Origin of the sequence: Acidovorax sp. (genome assembly GCF_034519795.1) — a bacterium.
Taxonomy (GTDB): domain Bacteria; phylum Pseudomonadota; class Gammaproteobacteria; order Burkholderiales; family Burkholderiaceae_C; genus Acidovorax.
Window position 1 is genome coordinate 359,200 of sequence record NZ_JAXHOB010000020.1, and the last position, 19,956, is coordinate 379,155.

Genomic DNA, 19,956 nt, shown 5'->3' on the forward strand with positions numbered 1-19,956 from the left:
ACGCGCGGCGCGCCCTCCTCGGCAGCCCGCACAAGTAGGAGAGCAGCGCGCTACCATGCAGTCTGTTTCTCGTACCTGAGCGCCCCACTCCATGCTGCACCACCCCCACCCCCCGCACGGCGCCAGCAATCCCGTCATCCTTCTCACGGGCTTCGACCCCTTCGGCGGCGATGCCATCAATCCCAGCTGGCTGCTGGCCCAGGCGCTGCAGGGACAGGGCATCGGCGGGCATACCGTGGTCTCGGCGCAACTGCCCACCGTGTTCGGCCAGGCCCTCGCGCGCCTCACCGCCCTGCACCAGCAACTGCGCCCCGCGCTCACGGTGTGCCTGGGGCAGGCCGGCGGCAGGGCGGCCCTGTCGATCGAGCGCATCGGCATCAACGTGGACGACGCGCGCATCCCCGACAACCGGGGCGCCCAGCCCATCGACACGGCCATCGAGCCCGGCGGCCCGGCGGCCTACTTCGCCAGCCTGCCCATCAAGGCCATGCTGCGGGCGGTGCAGCGCACGGGCGTGCCCTGCGAGGTGTCGCAGACCGCCGGCACTTTCGTCTGCAACCATGTGCTCTACGGCCTCATGCACCTGCTGGCGACCGAGGGGGCTGCCGGCATGCGCGGCGGCTTCGTGCATGTGCCCTGGCTGCCCGGCCAGGGCACGCCCCCCATGGCGCTGCGCGACATGGTGCGCGGCCTGCATGCCGCGCTGTGGGCGGCTGTGCTGGCGCAGCAGGACATTGCGCTCGGCGCCGGCGCCACCCACTGAACTGCGGGCTGGCCCACTGCCGGCGCGCGCCCAGGCTGTGTACAGTCTGCGGATGCAACCCGTACCGCCTACAGCCTCCTCCCCTGCCGTGCTCGGCCCCGAGGCCACTGCAGAACTGCTGCCCTGGGCCGCGCTGGCCGACGAGATCGCGGCCCTGCTGCTGGAGGACGGCGTTGCGGTGCCGCCGCGCAGCGTGCTGCCGCTGGCGGGCGGCGCGCGCCTGTTCGTGATGCCGGCCAGCGACCGCAGGGTGGCCATGGCCAAGCTGATCACCCTGACGCCTGGCAATGCGGCGCGCGGCCGGCCCACCATCCAGGGTGACGTGGTGGTGTTCGACGTGGCCAGCGGAGAGCGGCGCGTGGTGCTGGACGGCCCCACCGTCACGGCCCGGCGCACGGCGGCCGTCTCGCTGCTGGCGGCACAGCGCCTGGCGCCGGTGCCGCAGGGCCCGTTGCTGGTGGTGGGTGCCGGCGTGCAGGGCCTGGCCCATGTGCAGGCCTTCGTGCAAGTGCTCGGCGTGCGCGAGGTCTGGGTGGCATCGCGCAGTGCGGCCAGTGCCGAGGCCCTGGCGCAGGCGGCCCGCGCCCTCGGTGCCCAGGCCCGGGTGGTGCAGGACGCCGACGCGGCCCTGGCGCATTGCCCGCTGGTGGCCGCATGCACCCCGGGCACGGCCGTGGTGCTGAGCGCCCCGCCCCGGCCCGATGCCTTCGTGGCGGCGGTCGGCGCCTACACCCCCGCCATGGCGGAACTCTCGCCCGGGCTGTGCCGGTGGATGGCCCAGCAGGGCATGGTGGTGGTGGACACAGCCGATGCCGTGCACGAGGCCGGCGACCTGCTGCAGGCCGGGATCGACGTGGCGCGCCTGCCCACGCTGCAGGACATGGTGCGGCAAGAAGCTGCTGCGCGCGCCCACACCGGGCCCGTGCTGTTCAAGAGCTGCGGCTGGGCCGGCTGGGACCTGGCGGCCGCCCGCCTGGTGCTGCGTGCGGGCGCCGCCGCACCCCTGGCCATTGACGGGCACACCGGACCAGGCGCACATTCCCCGGCAGGGAGTCGACCACTACCATGACCCACCCCCGCCGTTTTCGCGGTCAAAGCCTGCGCACGCAGATCTCGCTGGTGTTTGCCTTGCTGGTGGTCGGGCTGGCCGTGCTGCTGTCTCTGGGTTTTGGCGAATTGCTCAAGCTGCGCGTGCAGCGCGACGCCAGCCATGCCCTGCACACCGTGGCCGACAATGCCAGCCGCCAGCTGGCCAACGGTCTGCTGGAGCGCAGCCGCGCGGTGCAGGTGCTGGCCGATGCGCCGGGAATCTGGGAACGGGGGCTCGATTCGCCAGAAGTGCGCCAATTGCTGGCGCGCACCCAGGCCATCGACCCGCACAGCCTGTGGATCGGCGTGGCCGATGCCCAGGGCGTGGTACGGGCCGCCACCAAGCGGCTGCTGGAAGGCCAGAGCGTGCGCGAGCGCCCCTGGTTCATCGCCGGCCTGCAGGAGCTGCATGTGGGCGACGTGCACCCGGCCAAGCTGTTGGAGGCACTGCTGCCGCCCAACGCCTCGGGCGAGCCCTACCGCTTCGTGGACTTCGCCGCCCCCATCCGCGCAGGGCCGACCACCGTGGGCGTGCTGGGCATGCACGGCAGTTGGGAGTGGACCCGCGAGGTCCTGCAAAGCCTGGCCCCGATCGGCATCCAGGGCGCCTCGGTGGACCTGTTCGTCTTTGACCGCACGGGCCAGCTCATCTTCTCGCCACCGGAGTACCGCAGCCAGCTCGAAGCCGGCGGCCAACGTGTGCCCCTGCCGCTGACCGTGGCCACCCGGGAGTCGGGCGCCCGGCCCGCGACCGTGGTGCCCTGGGCCGATGGCAAGGACTACCTGACCGCCAGCGTGCGCATGGAAGCCCGCAATGCCCCGAGCGACCTGGGCTGGCACATCGTGGCCCGGGAACCGGTGGAAATCGCCTTTGCAGACGCCGACCGTGCGGTGCAAATGGCCCTGGTGATCGGCCTGCTGGCAGCCGCGCTGGCCTCCGCCCTGGCATGGATCGCGGCGCGCCGCCTGAGCGAGGACCTCTACGTCCTGGCCGATGCCGCCAGCCTGGTGGAGTCCGGCAAGCCTGGCGCCACCATTCCCCTCGTCACCCGCAACCGCGAGGTGCACCAGCTGTCGTCGGCACTGAGCGCCATGACGCAGCGCCTCATGGGGGCCCACGAAGCCATGGAGGATCAGGTGCGCCTGCGCACCCTGGAACTGGAAGCCGCCAACCGCGCGCTGGACCTGCAGGCCCGTACCGACGCGCTCACCGGCCTGCTCAACCGCCGGGGCTTCGAAAGCCGGATGGAGTTTGCGCTGGCCCTGGCGCGCCGCAGCGGCCGGCACCTGAGCCTGATTTCCGTGGACGTGGACCATTTCAAGCGCGTGAACGACAGCTTCGGGCATGAAGCGGGTGACGAAGTGCTGCGCCGGCTGGCACAGACGCTGCAGCAGCGCCTGCGCGCGTCCGACGTGATCGCACGAATGGGGGGCGAGGAATTTGCGGTGGTGCTGCCGGACACCGACCTGGAAGGTGCCCGCGCCATCGCCCAGTCCATTGTGGACGGCATGGGCGCGCAGGAAGACCCGCTGGTGGGGCGCATCACGGTGAGCGCCGGCATATCGAGCCTGCGCGGTGGACAGGACAACGCCCACGAGATGCTGCGCCGCAGCGACGCAGCGCTCTACGAAGCGAAGGGCCAGGGGCGCAACAGGGTGTGCGCCGAATCTCCACCGAAGTAGTCCCCCAGGCGGTTGGCCAGCGCGTCCAGTTCGCCGTCATGGTGCAGGCGCGCCGTGGCAAGCTGTTCCTGCGCATAGGGCGGGTGGCCCAGCATCATCGCCGTGTTCACGCAGTGGCCACGCTTGGCCATGTGCAGGATGAAGGCATCCAGCACCTCACAGGGCCAGTAGTGGATGTCAGCCTCGCCATGCTGGTCATGGCGGGCGGGGTGGGGGGCAGACAGGCTGGGCAGGTCGGCACCCGCCGTGGCGCGGGGTGCGGACGGTTCAACAAAGTCGATCATGTTGGACTCCTTCACACGGGCCCTGCGAACATCCGCAGGCATGCATCCATGCTATGGAACTTACCAACGCTTGCACTTCAGCCGAAGTGCATTGCCCTTGTAGGACGGCGCCACCGGGCAGTAGCCGGCCCCGACAGGAGCATCAGGCCTTGGGCAAGGTCACACCCACCTGGCCCTGGTATTTGCCGCCCCGGTCCTTGTACGAGACCTCGCAGACGTCGTCCGGATCGCTCTCGAAGAACAGCACCTGCGCGCAGCCCTCCCCGGCATAGATGCGGGCCGGCAGCGGCGTGGTGTTGGAGAACTCCAGCGTCACGTAGCCCTCCCATTCGGGCTCGAACGGGGTCACGTTGACGATGATGCCGCAGCGCGCATAGGTGCTCTTGCCCAGGCAGATGGTGAGCACATTGCGCGGAATGCGGAAATACTCCATGGTGCGCGCCAGCGCAAAGCTGTTGGGCGGGATGATGCAGCTGTCGCCATGGAAATCGACGAAGCTCTTTTCATCGAAGTTCTTCGGGTCCACCACCGTGCTGTGGATGTTGGTGAAGACCTTGAATTCGGGCGCGCAGCGGATGTCGTAGCCATAGCTGCTGGTGCCGTAGCTGATGATCTTGCGGCCCTCGGCCTCGCGCACCTGGCCGGGCGCGAAAGGTTCGATCATGCCGTGCTCGGCCGCCATGCGGCGGATCCATTTGTCGCTTTTGATGCTCATTGACTTCACTCCTGCCCGTATTTTAGGAGTTCGCCGCGTATCACCGCCCTGACACGGATGTTTTGCATGCTTCTTGCTAAAGAAACCGTGTCCCTCTTCTTGCCTGACACCATGCAGCCCAACCCACCAAGCGCTCTGATCTCCCTGGTCCTCACGGCCGCCCTTCTGGCCTGCGGCGCCGCCCGGGCCCAGTTGGCCAGCGACTCGCCCGCAGCCAAACAGGCGCAGGACGCATGCCGCACCGAGGTCTCGAAGTTCGAGGAAGCCATCGGCTTCGTTCGCCGCTCGCAAGGCAACCAGGCTGCGGCCGACCTCAAGGAAAAGCTGCTGCCTGCCAAGCTGGAGAGCGACATCCTGTTCAAGGACGGCTACTGCGGCCTGGCGCGCTATATCCGCGACAAAAAGCTCAACCGCTGAGGGCCTGGCTGATCACCGTGCGCTCGACCAGGCGGTCGTCGCCCAGCACGATCATTGCGAAAAGCAGCTCGTCCAGGTTATCGGCCTGGGCGGTCTTGCGCGCCAGCAGCGGGGTGGCGGCGGGGTTGATGATCACGAAATCGCCCTCGCAGCCCGGCTGCAGGTTGCCCACCACACCAGCCAGGCCCAGCGCTGCCGCCGCGCCTGCCGTGTGCTGCCACCACAGCTGCTGGGGCGAGAGGCTCAGGCCGGGCTTGGTCTGCCCCTCGCGGCCCACGTAGTAGGCGGCCAGCATGGTGCGAAACGGGCTGAAGCTGGTGCCGCCACCCACATCGCTGGCCAGGCCGTAGCTAAAGCCCACCCGGTCGGCGCCCGCGTAGTCGAAGAAGCCGCTGCCCAGGAACAGGTTGCTGGTGGGGCTGACGGCGGCCACGGTGCCGGTGTCGCGCATCAGCGCCCGGTCGTCGTCGTCGAAATGGATGCAGTGGGCATACACGGCGCGCTCGCGCATCAGCCCGTAGTCGCCGTACACCGCGAGGTAGCTGCGCGAAGCCGGGAACAACTCGCGCGCCCAGCGCACTTCGTCGAGGTTCTCGGCCACGTGCGACTGGATCCACACCTCGGGGTGGCGCGCGGCCAGTTCGCCCGCGCCCTGCAGTTGCTCGTGCGTGCTGGTGGGTGCAAAGCGCGGCGTGATGGCATAGCCCAGCCGGTCCACACCGTGCCAGCGCCGGATCAGTGCCTCGGTGTCGATCAGGCTCTGCTCGGTCTGGTCGCGCACGCCATCGGGCGAGTGGCGGTCCTGCAGCACCTTGCCGGTGATCAGGCGCAGCTGCTGGCGCTGTGCCTCGGTGAACAGCGCGTCCACGCTGGCCGGGTGCGAGGTCGCGAAGGTCAGCGCGGTGCTCACGCCATTGCGCAGCAACTCCTCGACGAAGAAGCCCGCCACCTGGGCCCCGTAGGCCGGATCGACGAAGCGCGATTCGTGCGGGAAGGTGTAGTTCTCCAGCCAGGGTAGCAGGCCATCGGCGGGCGCGCCGATCACGTCGGTCTGGGGAAAGTGGATGTGCATGTCCACGAAACCGGGCGCGATGAGGCGCCCGGGCAGGTGCTCGACCGCACCCTGGCCGTAGGTGGGTGCCAGGGCCGTCCAGGCCCCCGCGGCCACCACACGCTGGCGACCTGCGCCATCGGGGGCGATGGCCAGCAGGCCATCCTCGTCGTACAGGGCCGAGCCATCGTCGGCGAAACGCAAAAGGGCAGAACGGTAGACACGCATGGCGCTAGCTTAGCGGCAGCGGCGCGCCGCTGCATAAGCGGCTGCCCATAATGCCTATGCGCCCTGGCGACGCAGGATCAGTGGCTCAGCTTGCCCTGCACGCCTTCGGCGAGCCAGTTCATCTTCAGGATCTGCGCGTCGCCGAGCACCTGCCCCGCAGCGATGACCTCGCGGCCCTCGTTGTCGCGCACGGCCGCCTTGCCTGCCCGGAACGGGTGCAATGTGCCTGCGCCCACGGCCTTCTGCGCGGCCAGCACCTCCTGCTGCACGGCGGCGGGCACCTTGGGGCCGAAATCGCCCACACGGATCATGCCCTCGCGCACGCCCCCCCACACGGTGCCACTCTTCCAGGTGCCGGCCTGCACGGCGCGCAGGCGCTCGGTGTAGTACTTGCCCCACTGGTGGGTGACGGCGATGATCTGTGCATCCGGGCCCACGCCACGCATGTCGGAGTGGTAGGCCACGGCCATCTTGCCGCGCTCCTGCGCGGCGGCCATCACGGCGGTGGAGCCGGTGTGGAAGGCGATCACGTCGACATCCTGGTTGAACAGCGCCATGGCGGCATCGCGCTCCCTGGGCGGGTCGAACCAGGCATTGAGCCACACCACCTTGACCGTGGCCTGGGGGTTCACCGAGCGCATGCCCAGGGTGAAGGCGTTGATGCCCTGCAGCACTTCGGGGATGGGAAAGCCCGCCACATAGCCGGCCACGCCGGTCTTGCTCATGCGGCCCGCGGTGATGCCCGCCAGGTAGCGGCCCTCGTAGTAGCGCGCATTGGCGGCGGCTACGTTGGCCGTGGTCTTGTAGCCGGTGATGGACTCGAACTTCACGTTCGGGTAGTCCTGCGCTACCTTGAGCGTGGGCTCCATGTAGCCGAAGCTGGGGGTGAAGATGATCTGGTGGCCCGTGGCCGCCAGGTCGCGGATCACGCGCTCGGCGTCGGCCCCCTCGGCCACGTTCTCGACGAAGGTGGTCTTGACCTGGTTGCCCAGCGCCGCCTCCACGGCCTTGCGGCCATCGTCGTGCTGCCGGGTCCAGCCCGCTGCGGTGATGGGCGAAACATAGACGAAGCCGGCCTTGAGTGGCTCAGCTTTGGGCGCTGCGGCCGCTGGCTGGCCAGGGGATTGAGAAAGGGCGGGGGAGATGGAAACGGCGCCGAAAAGCGCACTCACACAGACCGCACGCAGTGCGGTGGCGAGGTTTTTATACATGGTAGTCCTCTACATGGTCCCGATGGCAGAAAAAGCAAAAGGCTGCCGGGACAGCAGCCTTTGCGGGGCGCCATTGTACCAAGGCGCCGGAAAAGGCGCTGCGCGAGTGGCAGCGCCCGGTGCCTCAGTCGCGCACGCTGGTGGTGGTGTAGCCTGCGGCGGAGGTGATCTCGCTTTCGGTGAAGGGCACCCGCAGCCACTGCTTGGCGCCGTAGGCGCGGGTGTAATCGGCGAAGTGCGGCGAGGCCGGGTCGTCGGACAGCGAGAAGGTCAGGAAGGTATGGGCCTGTACCCCACCGGCCGGGAAGCTCACCACCTGCATGTAGCTGTTGCCGTAGGACTGGCCGACCATGGAATAGCCACCCTCTGCGATGGGGTTGTCGGAGCAGGTGATGGTGAAGTAGCCGGCCCCGCCGCAGCCACCGTACAGCGGGATCTTGCTGCCGTTGCGCAGGGAGTACAGCACATCGCCGCGCTGCGCATCCATGGCAAAGCCGCTGGCCTGCACCTTGGCCACCGCGGCGCCGAAGGCCTGGCGCAAGGCATCCGCCGCACCGGGCCTGAGGTCGCGCGGCGTGTTGAGCGGGTCGGCGGGGTCGAAGGGCACGGCATAGAGTTGCGAAGCCGGCAGTTGCTTGGCGCTCCAGAACTCGTCCCAGACATGCGAGCCGCGTGCCGTGGTGTTGCCGGTGTTGTCCCAGGCACGCAGCGCGGCGCAGGCAGCAGTGACATCCACCGTGCCCACGGCGACGACGGCGATCTGCGGCGTGCTGCAGACCATGTCCAGCGTCTGGGACTTGAAGCGCTCGGCACTGTAGACGCGGCTGTTGAGCACCATCTGCCGCACGATGGCGCTGCTGGCCTGCTTGCCCGGGTAGCCATCGGTGCCCGCGAAGCGGTCCTGCACCATCTGGTGGCCCAGGCGGGTGCGCAGGCTCAGCGCCTCGGTGCCGGCGGCGCCGAAGATGGCCGGATAGCCGGTCAGCAGGGCCTTGGCATTGGTGGACCAATAGCTGTCGTTCATGTTGCCCACATAGTCCTCGCGCAGCAGGCTGGGCATGCGCGAGCGGCCCACCGCCCCCTTTTGCACCGAGTCGGCATCGCTGCCCCAGTCGCAGGCGCTGCGCGAGCCATCGAAGAACGGCGCATTGGGGATCGCCGCCGCCATGGCCTTGCCGAAGGTGGTGGTGCAACTGGCCACCTGCTCGGGCGACACGTTGGGCACGGCGCCGATGTCGGCATACCAGGCCTTGGCATGGCCACGGCCCACGGCCACGGTGTTGACCCAGGGGATGGCCGCCTCCTCCCGCTGGATGGCCATGAACTCGTCGAGCGAGCCGGCCTGGTTCCATCGCATCCAGTTGCGGAAGGTGCGGTAGTTCTCGCCATTGATGTCGCGGATCGCGAAGGCCTTGGTGCCGCTCCAGCCCAGGGCCGGGTTGAGCAGCCCCATGTTCAGCATCGGTCCGTACTCGGACTTGTAGAGCGTGCGCGTCACGGCCGTGGTGGCACCCGCCGCATTGCGCACCTGCACGGTGATGGCCTTGGCCGCCATCTTCACGCTCTTGCCATCGCGCTCGTAGCTGGTCGGGTCGCCCGGCGTGAGCGTGAGTTCGTAGAAGCCGAAGCGGCGCGCGGTGGAAACGGTGTGGCTCCAGGCCACGTTGTCGTTGAAGCCGATGAGCACGACCGGGATGCCCAGGAAGGACACACCGCTGACGTTGAGCTCGCCCGGGATGGTGAGCTGCGCCTGGTAGAAGCGGTCCGGCCCGGTCCAGTACCAGTGCGGATTGCCGAAGAGCACGCTGCTGCCCTCCCCCGTGACCGCAGAACCGAAGCCGTACATGTTGCTTCCCACACCTTCGGTGCCGCCCACCGCCAACTGGGGCGCCCGGGTGTCCGCCGGGTCGAGCACGGCGACCTGGCGGGCCGCAGATTTCGTGGCCGCACCATTGCCGACCAGGCGGGCAGCCGCTGGCGGCTGGGCATTGGCGATGTTGGGCAGGAAGTTGCTGTAGCCGCCCGCCAGATTGGCGGCGTACATGCGGCGCCAGATGTCCTGCGCCGTGATGGGCAGCACCCAGCTCTCGGAACGGCAGGCCGCATGGGCGCGGGTGCCGGCCTTGGCTTCCAAAACGTAGCGGTTGTAGCCGGCCGCAAAGCCCTCGACCAGCTTGCGCATGTTCTCCGGCTGGGCGACCGCCATGGCATCCACGGCGTCGGGCGAGAGCACGTGGCGGTGGAAAAAGTCCGAATCGAGGTTGCTCGGCTGGCCGATGGTGCTGTCGTGCAGCAGCGTGGCTTCGCCACCCAGGTACTGCGAGCGCTCGCCCCGGTAGGTCAGGAAGGAATCGGCCATGGTGCACAGGTTGTCCTCGGCCTGCGCGTAGCCGTAGCCGTAACCCGCCCCGGCCCAGTTCGAAGCCTTGATGTGCGGCACGCCCATCTCGGTGCGGCGGATCTCGGCGCTGTAGCCGCTCCCGCCATCGTCGCCGCCGCACGCGGCGAGCAGCGCCGCCAGGGCCAGCAGGGAAAGCGGCCGGGAGCCGCTGCGTATCAGATGCTTCATTGCTGTTGTCTCCTTGTGCCCTCTTTGGTGGGGCACAGGCAGCTTAGGCAGCTGCGGCGGCGCTGGCTTGAACGCAGCGGCTAGGTTGACCAGGGCCTACTGGGCCTGCCAGGTGCGCAGGGCGTGTTCGTCCACCACCACGGCCACGCTGCCGGCGTTGGCCAGGAAGGACGGTGGCAGGCCGAAGTAGCGCTGGAAGGTGCGGCTCATGTGCGCCGCATCGGTGAAGCCGCCGGACAGGGCGATCTCGGTCAGCGAGCCGCCCGTGGCCATGAGCTGCACCGTGCGCCGGATCTTGGCCCACAGCAGGTAGCGCTTGATCGACATGCCGGTCTGTTCGCGGAACAGGTGGGTCATGCGGTCCGGCGACAGGCAGGCCAGGCTGGCCAGTTCCTTGAGCGCGATGGTGCTGCCCTGCCCCGAAGCGACGTGCAGGCGGTGAAGCACCCGGTCCACACGCGGGTCCAGCAGGGCCCGCTGCGCCTGGGCGCCGCAGATGCACTGGACCATGCGGTTGCTCAGTTCACGCAGTTGCGCGGAGCTGAGCTGGCCGTGCAGCGCACCCGCGAACTGGTCGCGCAGCGCACCGAAGCAGGCTGCATCGATGGTCAGGATGGGGCGCTCGCCCAGGGTGAGCGAGAGCTCGCGAAAAGCCGCCGAGGCCGGATCGATGTTCAGCGACAGCAGACCGCAGCCATCGGCATCAAGCTGGCGCGGCACATGGGGCGCCACCAGCGCGGCGGTACAGCGCAGCACGCTGCCGTCCACGGTGACGAGCGTGAACGGGTGCCCGCTGACGGAGGCCAGCAAGGTGGCCGAAGAGCGTGCCGTGAGGCCGGACTGGATGGCCGGCGTGATGTAGAAGAAGCGGTCGTCCCAGAGGTGCAGGTGGTTGGGTGTCGGCATGCGTGGTGCCTGATCGGTGGTGTTGTCTCCTGCACCATTGTGGGGCAGAAGACCGATCAGGGCCAGCGCGCGTTGCCCACCTGCACGGCGGGCGCGTGCTCAATGCAGGCGCAATGTGCCGGTGGCGGCACCCAGGCGGAAGGCGCCCACCACGTCCGCCAGGCGGGCGGCCTGGTCCTTCAGGCTTTCGGCAGCGGCGGTGGATTCCTCCACCAGCGCAGCGTTCTGCTGCGTCATCTGGTCGAGCTGGCTGACGGCCACGTTCACCTGGCCGATGCCCTGGCTCTGCTCCGAAGCGGCAGCACTGATCTCGCCGATGATGTCGGTCACGCGGCGCACGGAGCTCACGATCTCGTCCATGGTGCTGCCCGCGTTCTGCACGAGTGCGGCGCCCGACTCCACCTTCTCGACCGACTGGCCGATCAAGGTCTTGATCTCCTTGGCCGCTTCGGCGCTGCGCCCGGCCAGGCTGCGCACTTCGCTGGCCACCACGGCAAAGCCGCGGCCCTGCTCACCGGCACGCGCCGCTTCCACGGCGGCATTGAGCGCCAGGATGTTGGTCTGGAAGGCGATGCCGTCGATGGTGCCGATGATGTCGGCGATCTTCTTGCTGCTGGCGTTGATCGCGTCCATGGTGCTCACCACCTGGGCCACGACTTCGCCACCGCGCTGCGCCACCTGGGCAGCCGAGGCGGCCATCTGGTTGGCCTGCACGGCCGAGTCGGCGCTCTGGCGCACGGTGCTGGTGAGCTCTTCCATGGAGCTGGCCGTTTCCTCCAGGTTGGCGGCCGTCTGCTCGGTGCGCGCGCTCAGGTCCTGGTTGCCGATGGCGATCTGCGTGCTGGCGGTGGAAATGCTGTCCACCACCCCGCGCACCTGCTGCAGCGAGCCGTGCAAAGCACTGCGCATCACGTCCAGCGAGCGCAGCAGATGGCCGGTCTCGTCGTTGGCGTAGCTGGCCTGGGGTGCGCCGGTCAGGTCCATGCCGGCGATGGATTCGGCAATGGCTTCGGCCTGGCGCAGGGGGCGGGTGATGCTGATGGCCAGCAGCCAGGCCAGCAAGGCACCGAGCACGAGGGAGATGGCGGTGCACACCTGCAGCAGCAGGGTGGTCTGGGCGCGCAGGTCCTCGGCACGCTTGCCGGCGGCGTCCAGCTGGGCGCGCTGCGCGTCCACCATCTGCTGCACGCCGGCCAGGTAGTCGCGCGAGGTGGGCTCGAAGCGCTCGGTGAACACCTTGTTGGCGTTCTCCGCATCGCCGGCCTGCTTGAACTTGCTGACCTCCTCCCGCGCGGCCAGGTAGCTCTTGCGCAGCTCGCCGACCTTGGTGAACAGCTGCTTCTCCTCGGCCGTGTCCATCTTCGACTCGATGAACTTCTGCAGCTCGTTGGTCTGGCTGATCGAGGCGGCCGTGGCCGGTGCGAAATACGGGATCAGGGCCGCGTCGCTGCTCTTGGCGATGGCCGCCGCGCGCTGCACGCCCGAGGTGGTGTGGCGCAGCCAGTCGGCACCGGCACGCTCGGTCTTGATGTTGTCGTTGACCATGGTGTCGATCTCGGTGCCGAGCTGGCCCAGCCGGACCACGGCCACGATGGAACTGAGCAGGAACAGGGCAAGGATCGCACCAAGCACCAGGGTCAGGCGCTTGCCGATGGACAGCTGATTGAGAAACATGGGGAAGGCTCCGGTCTGGAAGGGCGCGCAGCTTGCGCAAAAAAATACGGCCCCAGGGGCCGTATTCAGCAGTGCCAGCGCCTCATGGGACCAACAAATGCTTACAGAAAGTTGAATTATAGGGTTTACCCTGAATTTCTGCCGGCCAGGAAAATTTTCCCCGCGGTGGGAGCCTCAATAGTCATGTTCCATGAAGCGCTCGAAGCGTTCCTTGAGCTTGTGCTCCCAGACACGCTTGTCGGCGTTGGATGCGAAGCTGGCCTCGAAGCTGTTGAACGCCAGCTGGTAGGCATGGCGCACCGTCATGCCGGTGGCGGCGAACACCTCGGTGAAGTTGTCGTTGATGTAGCCGCCGAAGTAGGCCGGGTCGTCCGAATTGACCGTGGCGGCCAGGCCGGCATCGAGCAGCTTCGCCAGGTTGTGGTCCGCCAGGTTGGGGAACACACACAGCTTCTGGTTGGACAGCGGGCACACGGTGAGGGCGATGCGGTCCTGGGCCAGGCGCTGCATCAGCGCGGCGTCGTGCACGGCCTGCACGCCGTGGTCGATGCGCTCGACCTTGAGCACGTCGAGCGCGCTCCAGATATAGGCCGGCGGCCCCTCCTCGCCCGCGTGGGCCACCAGGTGCAGACCCAGCTCGCGGCAGCGCGCGAACACGCGCGCGAACTTCTCGGGCGGGTTGCCGACCTCGCTGCTGTCGAGGCCCACGCCGACGATCTTGTCCAGAAAGGGCTGCGCCTGCTCCAGCGTCTCGAAGGCCGACTCCTCGCTCAGGTGGCGCAGGAAGCACAGGATCAGCGTGGCGCTGATGCCCAGGTCTGCCTTCGCATCGACGCAGGCGCGGTGCAGGCCGTTGATCACCGTCTCCATCGCCACGCCGCGTTCGGTATGGGTCTGCGGGTCGAAGAACAGCTCGGTGTGCAGCACGTTGTCGGCCGCGGCGCGCACCAGGTAGGCGCGCGCCATGTCGTAGAAGTCCTGCTCGTGCAGCAGCACGCTGGCGCCCGCGTAGTAGATATCGAGGAAGCTCTGCAGGTTGGTGAAGGCGTAGGCGCTGCGCAGCGCTTCCACATCGGCATAGGGCAGCGACAGGCCATTGCGCTGCGCCAGCGCGAAGATCAGCTCGGGTTCGAGCGAGCCCTCGATGTGGATGTGCAGCTCGGCCTTGGGCATGGCGCGCAGCAGCTCGGGGATGCGCGCGGCGGGAATGGGGGGGACCTTGAACATCAGCAAACTCCAAAGGTGATGCCGCTCGCGCGCAGGTAGCGGCGGTAGGCGGATGATGCCTTGTCGGCGGCGGTATGCAACTCTGCGCGCAGGTCCAGCGGCAGGCGTTGCGGTGTCTGGGACTCCAGCACGGGCTGGTCCTGGGTGAAGATGGTGTGCTGGAAGGCCTGCAGCTTCTCGTCGGGCGACTCGAAATCGGCCACGGCCAGGCGAAACCACACGCGGCTGATCTCGGGCGTGAGCGGGCACACGAACAGCGCGATGGACTCGCGCCAGCCGACCACTGCGGTGGTACCGACCTCGGGCACCTTGGTCAGCACCGCCGTGTAGGGGCCCGTGACCTCGTAGGTGTACTCCACCTGGGCCGGCGCCGTCGAGTGCAGGTTGGACTGCGGCTGCCAGGCCTTGCAGCCCGTGGCGCGCAGGCCCGTGGGCGTGGGCTCGACGCGGTAGTCGTCGATGGCCGTGGCCTCGCGCATGCCCAGCCAGCCATCGTGCACGAAGCCGAAGTGCGCCATGTCCAGGAAGTTCTCGACGATGCGCGGGGCGCTGGTGGCCACGTCGTAGGGGCCGCAGTGGAGCTTGCGCAGGCGGGCATCGCCTTCGGCCTCGAAAGCGGGCGGCACAGCATCGCCTGCTTCGAGCTGCACCCACACCAGACCGTTGGCTTCGACCACGCCATGGTGCCGGGCGCAGTGCGTGGCGGGCGGCGTGAACTGCGGCAGCGCCGGCACGTGCACGCACTGCCCGCCAGCCGCGAACTGCCAGCCATGGTAGGGGCACTCGATGCGGCCACCCTGCACCCGGCCCAGGGACAGGCGCGCACCGCGGTGCGGGCACCGGTCCGTGAAGGCCTGCACCTGGCCTTGCGCGTCGCGCCAGAGCACCAGGCCGCGCTGCAGCAGCTGCACGGCCAGCGGCGCCTGCACCACCTCGTGCGCCAGGGCCACGGGGTGCCAGAGGGTGGTTTCGATCATGGGAAAGCGTTGTATTTTCAAAGGCCCGGCGTGCGCGCCTTTGGGGCATTTTGTACGGCCCCAACGAAAAAGGGAACGTGCGCAGCACGTTCCCTTTCGTGGATCAAGCCACCGGAGTGCTTACTTCTTGTCGCCGCCGGGGATCTTGCCTTCCACGCCCTTGACGTAGAAGTTCACGCCGCTCAGGAACTTGTCGTCGGCGACGGTGTCCTTGGCCACCACTTCCTTGCCGTCCTGGCCGACGATGGGGCCCTTCCAGATCTGGAAGCTGCCATCGGCCAGGCCCTTCTTGATGGTTTCGACCTTGGTCTTGGTATCGGCAGGCACGTCTTCGGCGATGGAGACGATGTCGATCGCGCCTTCCTTCACGCCCCACCAGCTCTGGCCCGTGGCCCACTGGCCTTCCAGTGCGTCCTTGGTGGCCTTAATGTAGTACGGGCCCCAGTTGATCACGGCCGATGCCAAGTGGGCCTTGGGGCCGTAGGCGGTCATGTCGCTGTCCCAGCCGAAGGCGCGCTTGCCCTTTTCCTGGGCGGTCTTGAGCACGGCGGGCGAGTCGGTGTTCTGGAACAGCACGTCGGCGCCGCCGTTGATCAGCGAGGTGGCGGCTTCGGTTTCCTTGGGTGGGCTGAACCATTCGTTGACCCAGACCACCTTGGTCTTGATCTTGGGGTTGACCGACTGTGCACCCAGCGTGAAGCTGTTGATGTTGCGGATCACCTCGGGGATCGGCACCGAGCCCACCACTCCGAGGGTGTTGGTCTTGGTCATGGCACCGGCGATCACGCCGGCCATGTAGGCGCCTTCGTAGGTGCGGCTGTCGTAGGTGCGCACGTTGTCGGCGGTCTTGTAGCCGGTGGCGTGCTCGAACTTCACGTCCTTGAAGTCGGGGGCGATCTTCTGGATCGACTCCATGTAGCCGAAGGTGGTGCCGAAGATCAGCTTGTTGCCCTGGCCGGCCAGGTCGCGCAGCACGCGCTCGGCGTCAGCCGATTCGGGCACGCTTTCGACGAAGCTCGTGACGACCTTGTCGCCGAATTCCTTCTCGATGGCCTTGCGGCCGTTGTCGTGGGCAAACGACCAGCCGCCGTCACCGACGGGGCCGACATAGGCGAACGCGATCTTCAGTGGCTCGGGCTTGGGCGCGGGTGCGGAGGCCACGGGTGCCGGGGCGGGCGCAGGCGCCGCAGCGGCCGGCTCTTCCTTCTTGCCACAGCCCACCAGTGCGGCAGCGGCTACAGCGGAGAGCGCAGCCACCTTGAGCAGGGAGCGTTTCTGCAGATCAGTCATGTCGGTTCCTTTTGAAGAGAAGAAAGAAAGTGTTGCAACAGCGGGGGAACGAAAACAGCGATTATGGGGTGATCTACCGGGCGGTAACCCAAGGTTTTTGGGGGAGATGCGACCGGCAAGGCTCCAGCACCCGGCAGGATGCAAGATCCAAGCCGAGGCCGTGCCCCACGGGAAAGCATTCGCCCGTATTCAAGAGCCCGGGTAGAAAGGTTTGCCCAGCGAGGCGGGCATGTTGATGCGGATCCACGCCGGGTTGCGCGAGATCAGGGCCAGCACCACGATGGTGGCCACGTAGGGCAGCATGCTCAGCAGCTGGCTGGCCACCTGCACGCCCGTGGCCTGCAGGTGGAACTGCAGCATGGTCACGCCGCCGAACAGGTAGGCCCCGAGCAGCACGCGCGCCGGGCGCCAGGTGGCGAAGGTGGTCAGCGCCAGTGCGATCCAGCCGCGGCCCGCCACCATGCCCTCGACCCACAAAGGGGTGTAGACCGTGGAGATGTAGGCCCCCGACAGGCCGCACAGCGCGCCGCCGGCCACCACGGCCGCCAGGCGGATGCGGCGCACGGGGTAGCCCAGGGCATGCGCCGACTCGGGCGACTCGCCCACCGAGCGCAGCACCAGGCCCGCGCGCGAGCGGTACAGGAACCAGATCAGCGCCGCCACCAGCAGCATGGTGAGGTAGACCACCGGGTGCTGCTGGAACAGCGCGGGCCCGAGCAGGGGCACCTCGGACAGGCCGGGGATGGCGTACTTGGGCATCTCGGGCAGCTTGGCCTGCACGTAGCTGATGCCCAGGAAGGCCGAAAAGCCCACGCCGAACAGGCTCAGCGCCAGGCCGGTGGCGTACTGGTTGGTGTTGAGCCAGATCACCAGCACGCCGAAGATGGCGGCCAGCAAGGCCCCGGCAGCCATGCCGGCTGCGAAGCCCAGCCAGCTGTTGCCGGTGTGCACCACCGTGGCAAAACCGGCGATGGCGGCGCACAGCATCATGCCCTCGGCACCGAGGTTGACGATGCCGGCCTTCTCGTTGATCAACAGGCCCAGGGCCGCGATGGCCAGGACGGTGCCCGCACTCAGCGTGGCGCCTATGAGCAGTGCATAGGATTCCATATCAAGCTTCCTTCCAGGCCGAGAGATTCACGCAGAGGGTGTGGGGGTGGTTCATGCCTTCACCCCTTTCGTGCCGACCCAGCGCACGCGGTACGCGATCAGCGTATCGCAGGCCAGGAGCGTGAACAGCAGCAGGCCCTGGAACACGCCGGTGAGCGACTTGGGCAGGCCCAGGCGCGATTGCGCCAGCTCGCCACCGATGTAGAACATGCTCATCAAAATGGCCGAGAGCACCATGCCCACCGGGTGCAGCCGCCCGACGAAGGCGACGATGATGGCCGCGAAGCCGTAGCCCGCCGGCACGTAGGGCGTGAGCTGGCCGATGGGGCCGGCCACTTCGAGCGCGCCGGCCAGGCCTGCGGCCCCGCCCGAGATCAGCAGCGCCACCCACAGCGCACGGCGCGACGAGAAGCCCGCATAGCGCGCGGCCGCCGGCGCCAACCCGCCCACCTGCTGGGCAAAACCGGCGCGGGTGCGGAACAGAAACACCCACAGCGCGGCCGCGCCGGCCAGGGCCAGCAGCAGGCCGATGGACACGCGCGAGCCCTGCATCAGGCGCGGGATCTGGGTCACGCGCTCGAAGGTCTTGGTCTGCGGGAAGTTGTAGCCCATGGGGTCCTTCCACGGGCCATAGACCAGGTAGCCGAGCACCAGCGTGGCCACGTAGACCAGCATCAGGCTCACCAGGATCTCGCTGGCGTTGAACTTGTCGCGCAGCAGGGCCGTGAGCCCCGCCCAGGCCATGCCGCCGAGCACGCCGGCCAGCAGAATCGCGGGCACGATCCAGGGCCCGGTGGTCTTGTCGGCCAGCAGCGCCACACCACCGGCGGTCACGGCACCGATGACGAACTGGCCTTCGGCACCGATGTTCCAGACGTTGGAGCGAAAGCACACCGCCAGGCCGAGCGCGATCAAGAGCAGCGGTGTGGCCTTGACCATCAGCTCGCCGATGGCGTAGGGCGTCTTGACCGGCTCCCAGAAAAAGATCTGCAGCGCACGCACGGGGTCCTTGCCCAGCGCAGCGAAGAGGATGATCCCGATCAGCACGGTAAAGGCCAGCGCCAGCAGCGGCGAGCCGAAGGTCCAGAGGCGCGAAGCCTGGGGGCGCGGTTCGAGCTTAAGCATGGTGGTGCTCCCCGCCAGCGGCCACAGCCGCCTGCGCCAGGTGGCCCTGCACGTCGGCATGCCACAGCCCGCTCATCCATTCGCCGATGCGTTCCACGGTGGCCTCGGCGCGCGGCACCGAGGGCGAGAGGTGGCCTTTGGCCACGACATGCAGGCGGTCGCAGATTTCAAACAGTTCGTCCAGCTCCTCACTGACCACGAGCACGGCGCAGCCGGCATCGCGCAGCGCCAGGATTTCGCCGCGGATCTGCGCGGCGGCGCCCACGTCCACGCCCCAGGTGGGTTGCGAGACGATGAGCAGCCGGGGCTTGGCATCGATCTCGCGGCCCACGATGAATTTCTGCAGGTTGCCGCCCGACAGCGACTTGGCCGCCGCATGCGGCCCGCCGGCCTTGACGTGAAAGCGCTCGATGATGGCGCGCGCATGCGATTCGAGCGCACCCACCTTGATCCAGCCACTGCCCGCCACCGAATTGGTGCGCGTGAGCAGCAGGTTGTGCGCCAGGCCCATGGTGGGCACGGCGCCACGGCCCAGGCGCTCCTCGGGCACGAAATGCAGGCCCAGCGCGCGGCGGCGGCTCGGGCCCATGCGGCCGGCGTTCTGGCCGGACACCTGGATGCTGGCCGGCTCGGCGCGCTGGTCTTCACCCGACAGCGCGTAGAGCAATTCCTTTTGCCCATTGCCCGAGACACCGGCAATGCCGACCACCTCGCCGGCCTTGACCTCGAAGGCCAGGTCCACCAGGTCCACGCCGAACTGGTCGGCACGCGGCAGCGACAGGCCCTGCACGTTGAGCACGGTGGCGCCGGTCTGCACGGTGCGGTGTTCCAGCGCCGGCGGCTCGGCGCCGATCATCAGGCGCGAGAGCGAGGCGTTCGACTCCTCGGCCGGGTTGCACACGCCCGTGACCTTGCCGCCGCGCAGCACGGTGCAGGCGGTGCACAGCGCCCGGATCTCGTGCAGCTTGTGGCTGATGTAGAGGATGCTGCAGCCCTCGGACGCGAGCTTGCGCAGCACCACGAAGAGCTTTTCCACCGCCTGGGGCGTGAGCACCGAGGTGGGCTCGTCGAGGATCAGCACCTTGGGGTTGGTGAGCAGTGCGCGGATGATCTCCACACGCTGCATCTCGCCCACGCTGAGCGTGTGCACCGGGCGCAGCGGGTCGATGTCAAGGCCGTATTCGGCAGCCTTGGCGGTGATGCGCTGGGTCACCTCCGCCAGGTCCTGGCTCTTGTCCAGGCCCAGCCAGACGTTCTCGGCCACGGTCAGCGTATCGAACAGGCTGAAGTGCTGGAACACCATGGCGATGCCCAGGGCCCGCGCCTCCTGCGGGTTGCGCACCTGCACGGCCTGGCCGTTGAAGTGCACGCTGCCCTCATCGGGCTTGACCGAGCCGTAGATGATCTTCATCAGCGTGGACTTGCCCGCGCCGTTCTCGCCCAGCACGGCATGGATCTCGCCCGGCTGCACCGTGAGCGAGACACCGCTGTTGGCCACCACGGCGGGATAGCGCTTGGTGATGCCTGTGAGCTGCAGCCGGGGCGCCAAGCCCGGGGCATTGGAAAGAGGTGGTGAACTCATGCGGTGGATTGTCTCTCAGTTTGTGGGTCGTTATGGGGTTGAAACTGCCTGCCAT

Annotated in this window: 17 protein-coding genes; 4 read left to right on the plus strand and 13 right to left on the minus strand. The window is 68.1% G+C overall.

Translation table 11 applies throughout. From position 1 onward, the window contains the following. Positions 1-91 precede the first annotated feature (91 nt). From pcp to U5N23_RS22890, 3 genes are read left to right on the plus strand one after another with little or no spacing between them, the layout of a single operon-like run. The gene (pcp, locus tag U5N23_RS22880) at positions 92-763 is read left to right on the plus strand and encodes a pyroglutamyl-peptidase I (RefSeq protein WP_322595023.1); all 672 of its coding nucleotides are present in this window, start codon (positions 92-94) and stop codon (positions 761-763) included. A gap of 52 nt (positions 764-815) precedes the next feature. Then, positions 816-1,832 (plus strand): delta(1)-pyrroline-2-carboxylate reductase family protein, encoded by a 1,017-nt coding sequence (locus U5N23_RS22885; RefSeq protein WP_322595024.1) that lies wholly within the window; start codon positions 816-818, stop codon positions 1,830-1,832. Further along, on the plus strand, positions 1,829-3,535 hold the full coding sequence (locus tag U5N23_RS22890; RefSeq protein ID WP_322595025.1) for a sensor domain-containing diguanylate cyclase: 1,707 nt from the start codon (positions 1,829-1,831) through the stop codon (positions 3,533-3,535). Before U5N23_RS22885 ends, U5N23_RS22890 begins: the two co-directional genes overlap by 4 nt. On the opposite strand, the gene U5N23_RS22895 is transcribed toward U5N23_RS22890, so the two are convergent. Further along, positions 3,478-3,819: a hypothetical protein gene (locus U5N23_RS22895; protein WP_322595026.1), complete on the minus strand. Its 342-nt coding sequence runs from the start codon at positions 3,817-3,819 to the stop codon at positions 3,478-3,480. The two genes, U5N23_RS22890 and U5N23_RS22895, sit on opposite strands and share 58 nt — an antisense overlap. Positions 3,820-3,961: 142 nt before the next feature. Then, positions 3,962-4,534: a dCTP deaminase gene (dcd, locus tag U5N23_RS22900; protein ID WP_057201405.1), complete on the minus strand. Its 573-nt coding sequence runs from the start codon at positions 4,532-4,534 to the stop codon at positions 3,962-3,964. Positions 4,535-4,645: 111 nt separating this feature from the next. Between dcd and U5N23_RS22905 the strand changes: the two genes are divergently transcribed. Further along, positions 4,646-4,951: a hypothetical protein gene (locus tag U5N23_RS22905; protein ID WP_322595027.1), complete on the plus strand. Its 306-nt coding sequence runs from the start codon at positions 4,646-4,648 to the stop codon at positions 4,949-4,951. On the opposite strand, the gene guaD is transcribed toward U5N23_RS22905, so the two are convergent. The 11 genes from guaD to U5N23_RS22960 form a co-directional block, all read right to left on the minus strand. Continuing rightward, positions 4,941-6,230 (minus strand): guanine deaminase, encoded by a 1,290-nt coding sequence (guaD, locus tag U5N23_RS22910; protein WP_322595028.1) that lies wholly within the window; start codon positions 6,228-6,230, stop codon positions 4,941-4,943. The genes U5N23_RS22905 and guaD overlap by 11 nt on opposite strands. 77 nt (positions 6,231-6,307) lie before the next feature. Beyond that, positions 6,308-7,441, minus strand: coding sequence for a BMP family ABC transporter substrate-binding protein (locus tag U5N23_RS22915; protein ID WP_322595029.1), 1,134 nt, complete (start codon positions 7,439-7,441; stop codon positions 6,308-6,310). A gap of 124 nt (positions 7,442-7,565) precedes the next feature. After that, the gene (locus U5N23_RS22920; protein WP_322595030.1) at positions 7,566-10,010 is read right to left on the minus strand and encodes a penicillin acylase family protein; all 2,445 of its coding nucleotides are present in this window, start codon (positions 10,008-10,010) and stop codon (positions 7,566-7,568) included. A 96-nt stretch (positions 10,011-10,106) separates the two neighbouring features. Beyond that, the gene (locus tag U5N23_RS22925; protein WP_322595031.1) at positions 10,107-10,916 is read right to left on the minus strand and encodes a helix-turn-helix transcriptional regulator; all 810 of its coding nucleotides are present in this window, start codon (positions 10,914-10,916) and stop codon (positions 10,107-10,109) included. Positions 10,917-11,015: 99 nt separating this feature from the next. After that, on the minus strand, positions 11,016-12,590 hold the full coding sequence (locus U5N23_RS22930; RefSeq protein WP_322595032.1) for a methyl-accepting chemotaxis protein: 1,575 nt from the start codon (positions 12,588-12,590) through the stop codon (positions 11,016-11,018). Positions 12,591-12,764: 174 nt separating this feature from the next. Next, a complete protein-coding gene (locus U5N23_RS22935; RefSeq protein ID WP_322595033.1) occupies positions 12,765-13,817 on the minus strand; it encodes an adenosine deaminase in 1,053 nt (350 codons plus the stop codon). Then, positions 13,817-14,794 carry an aromatic ring-hydroxylating dioxygenase subunit alpha gene (locus U5N23_RS22940; protein ID WP_322595034.1) on the minus strand — a complete coding sequence of 326 codons (978 nt, stop codon included), beginning with the start codon at positions 14,792-14,794 and terminating at the stop codon, positions 13,817-13,819. Before U5N23_RS22940 ends, U5N23_RS22935 begins: the two co-directional genes overlap by 1 nt. 120 nt (positions 14,795-14,914) lie before the next feature. After that, positions 14,915-16,084, minus strand: coding sequence for a BMP family ABC transporter substrate-binding protein (locus tag U5N23_RS22945; RefSeq protein ID WP_322595035.1), 1,170 nt, complete (start codon positions 16,082-16,084; stop codon positions 14,915-14,917). A 189-nt stretch (positions 16,085-16,273) separates the two neighbouring features. Further along, positions 16,274-17,194: an ABC transporter permease gene (locus U5N23_RS22950; protein ID WP_179683822.1), complete on the minus strand. Its 921-nt coding sequence runs from the start codon at positions 17,192-17,194 to the stop codon at positions 16,274-16,276. A gap of 51 nt (positions 17,195-17,245) precedes the next feature. Next, the gene (locus tag U5N23_RS22955) at positions 17,246-18,319 is read right to left on the minus strand and encodes an ABC transporter permease (RefSeq protein WP_322595036.1); all 1,074 of its coding nucleotides are present in this window, start codon (positions 18,317-18,319) and stop codon (positions 17,246-17,248) included. Next, positions 18,312-19,901, minus strand: coding sequence for an ABC transporter ATP-binding protein (locus U5N23_RS22960; RefSeq protein WP_322595037.1), 1,590 nt, complete (start codon positions 19,899-19,901; stop codon positions 18,312-18,314). Before U5N23_RS22960 ends, U5N23_RS22955 begins: the two co-directional genes overlap by 8 nt. Between the last annotated feature and the right edge of the window lie 55 nt (positions 19,902-19,956).

Excerpts from the sequence above, each read along its gene's own strand:
- pcp (WP_322595023.1), top strand. The coding sequence starts at position 92 with ATGCTGCACCACCCCCACCCCCCGCACGGCGCCAGCAATCCCGTCATC.
- U5N23_RS22885 (WP_322595024.1), top strand. The coding sequence starts at position 816 with ATGCAACCCGTACCGCCTACAGCCTCCTCCCCTGCCGTGCTCGGCCCC.
- U5N23_RS22890 (WP_322595025.1), top strand. The coding sequence starts at position 1,829 with ATGACCCACCCCCGCCGTTTTCGCGGTCAAAGCCTGCGCACGCAGATC.
- U5N23_RS22895 (WP_322595026.1), bottom strand. The coding sequence starts at position 3,819 with ATGATCGACTTTGTTGAACCGTCCGCACCCCGCGCCACGGCGGGTGCC.
- dcd (WP_057201405.1), bottom strand. The coding sequence starts at position 4,534 with ATGAGCATCAAAAGCGACAAATGGATCCGCCGCATGGCGGCCGAGCAC.
- U5N23_RS22905 (WP_322595027.1), top strand. The coding sequence starts at position 4,646 with ATGCAGCCCAACCCACCAAGCGCTCTGATCTCCCTGGTCCTCACGGCC.
- guaD (WP_322595028.1), bottom strand. The coding sequence starts at position 6,230 with ATGCGTGTCTACCGTTCTGCCCTTTTGCGTTTCGCCGACGATGGCTCG.
- U5N23_RS22915 (WP_322595029.1), bottom strand. The coding sequence starts at position 7,441 with ATGTATAAAAACCTCGCCACCGCACTGCGTGCGGTCTGTGTGAGTGCG.
- U5N23_RS22920 (WP_322595030.1), bottom strand. The coding sequence starts at position 10,010 with ATGAAGCATCTGATACGCAGCGGCTCCCGGCCGCTTTCCCTGCTGGCC.
- U5N23_RS22925 (WP_322595031.1), bottom strand. The coding sequence starts at position 10,916 with ATGCCGACACCCAACCACCTGCACCTCTGGGACGACCGCTTCTTCTAC.
- U5N23_RS22930 (WP_322595032.1), bottom strand. The coding sequence starts at position 12,590 with ATGTTTCTCAATCAGCTGTCCATCGGCAAGCGCCTGACCCTGGTGCTT.
- U5N23_RS22935 (WP_322595033.1), bottom strand. The coding sequence starts at position 13,817 with ATGTTCAAGGTCCCCCCCATTCCCGCCGCGCGCATCCCCGAGCTGCTG.
- U5N23_RS22940 (WP_322595034.1), bottom strand. The coding sequence starts at position 14,794 with ATGATCGAAACCACCCTCTGGCACCCCGTGGCCCTGGCGCACGAGGTG.
- U5N23_RS22945 (WP_322595035.1), bottom strand. The coding sequence starts at position 16,084 with ATGACTGATCTGCAGAAACGCTCCCTGCTCAAGGTGGCTGCGCTCTCC.
- U5N23_RS22950 (WP_179683822.1), bottom strand. The coding sequence starts at position 17,194 with ATGGAATCCTATGCACTGCTCATAGGCGCCACGCTGAGTGCGGGCACC.
- U5N23_RS22955 (WP_322595036.1), bottom strand. The coding sequence starts at position 18,319 with ATGCTTAAGCTCGAACCGCGCCCCCAGGCTTCGCGCCTCTGGACCTTC.
- U5N23_RS22960 (WP_322595037.1), bottom strand. The coding sequence starts at position 19,901 with ATGAGTTCACCACCTCTTTCCAATGCCCCGGGCTTGGCGCCCCGGCTG.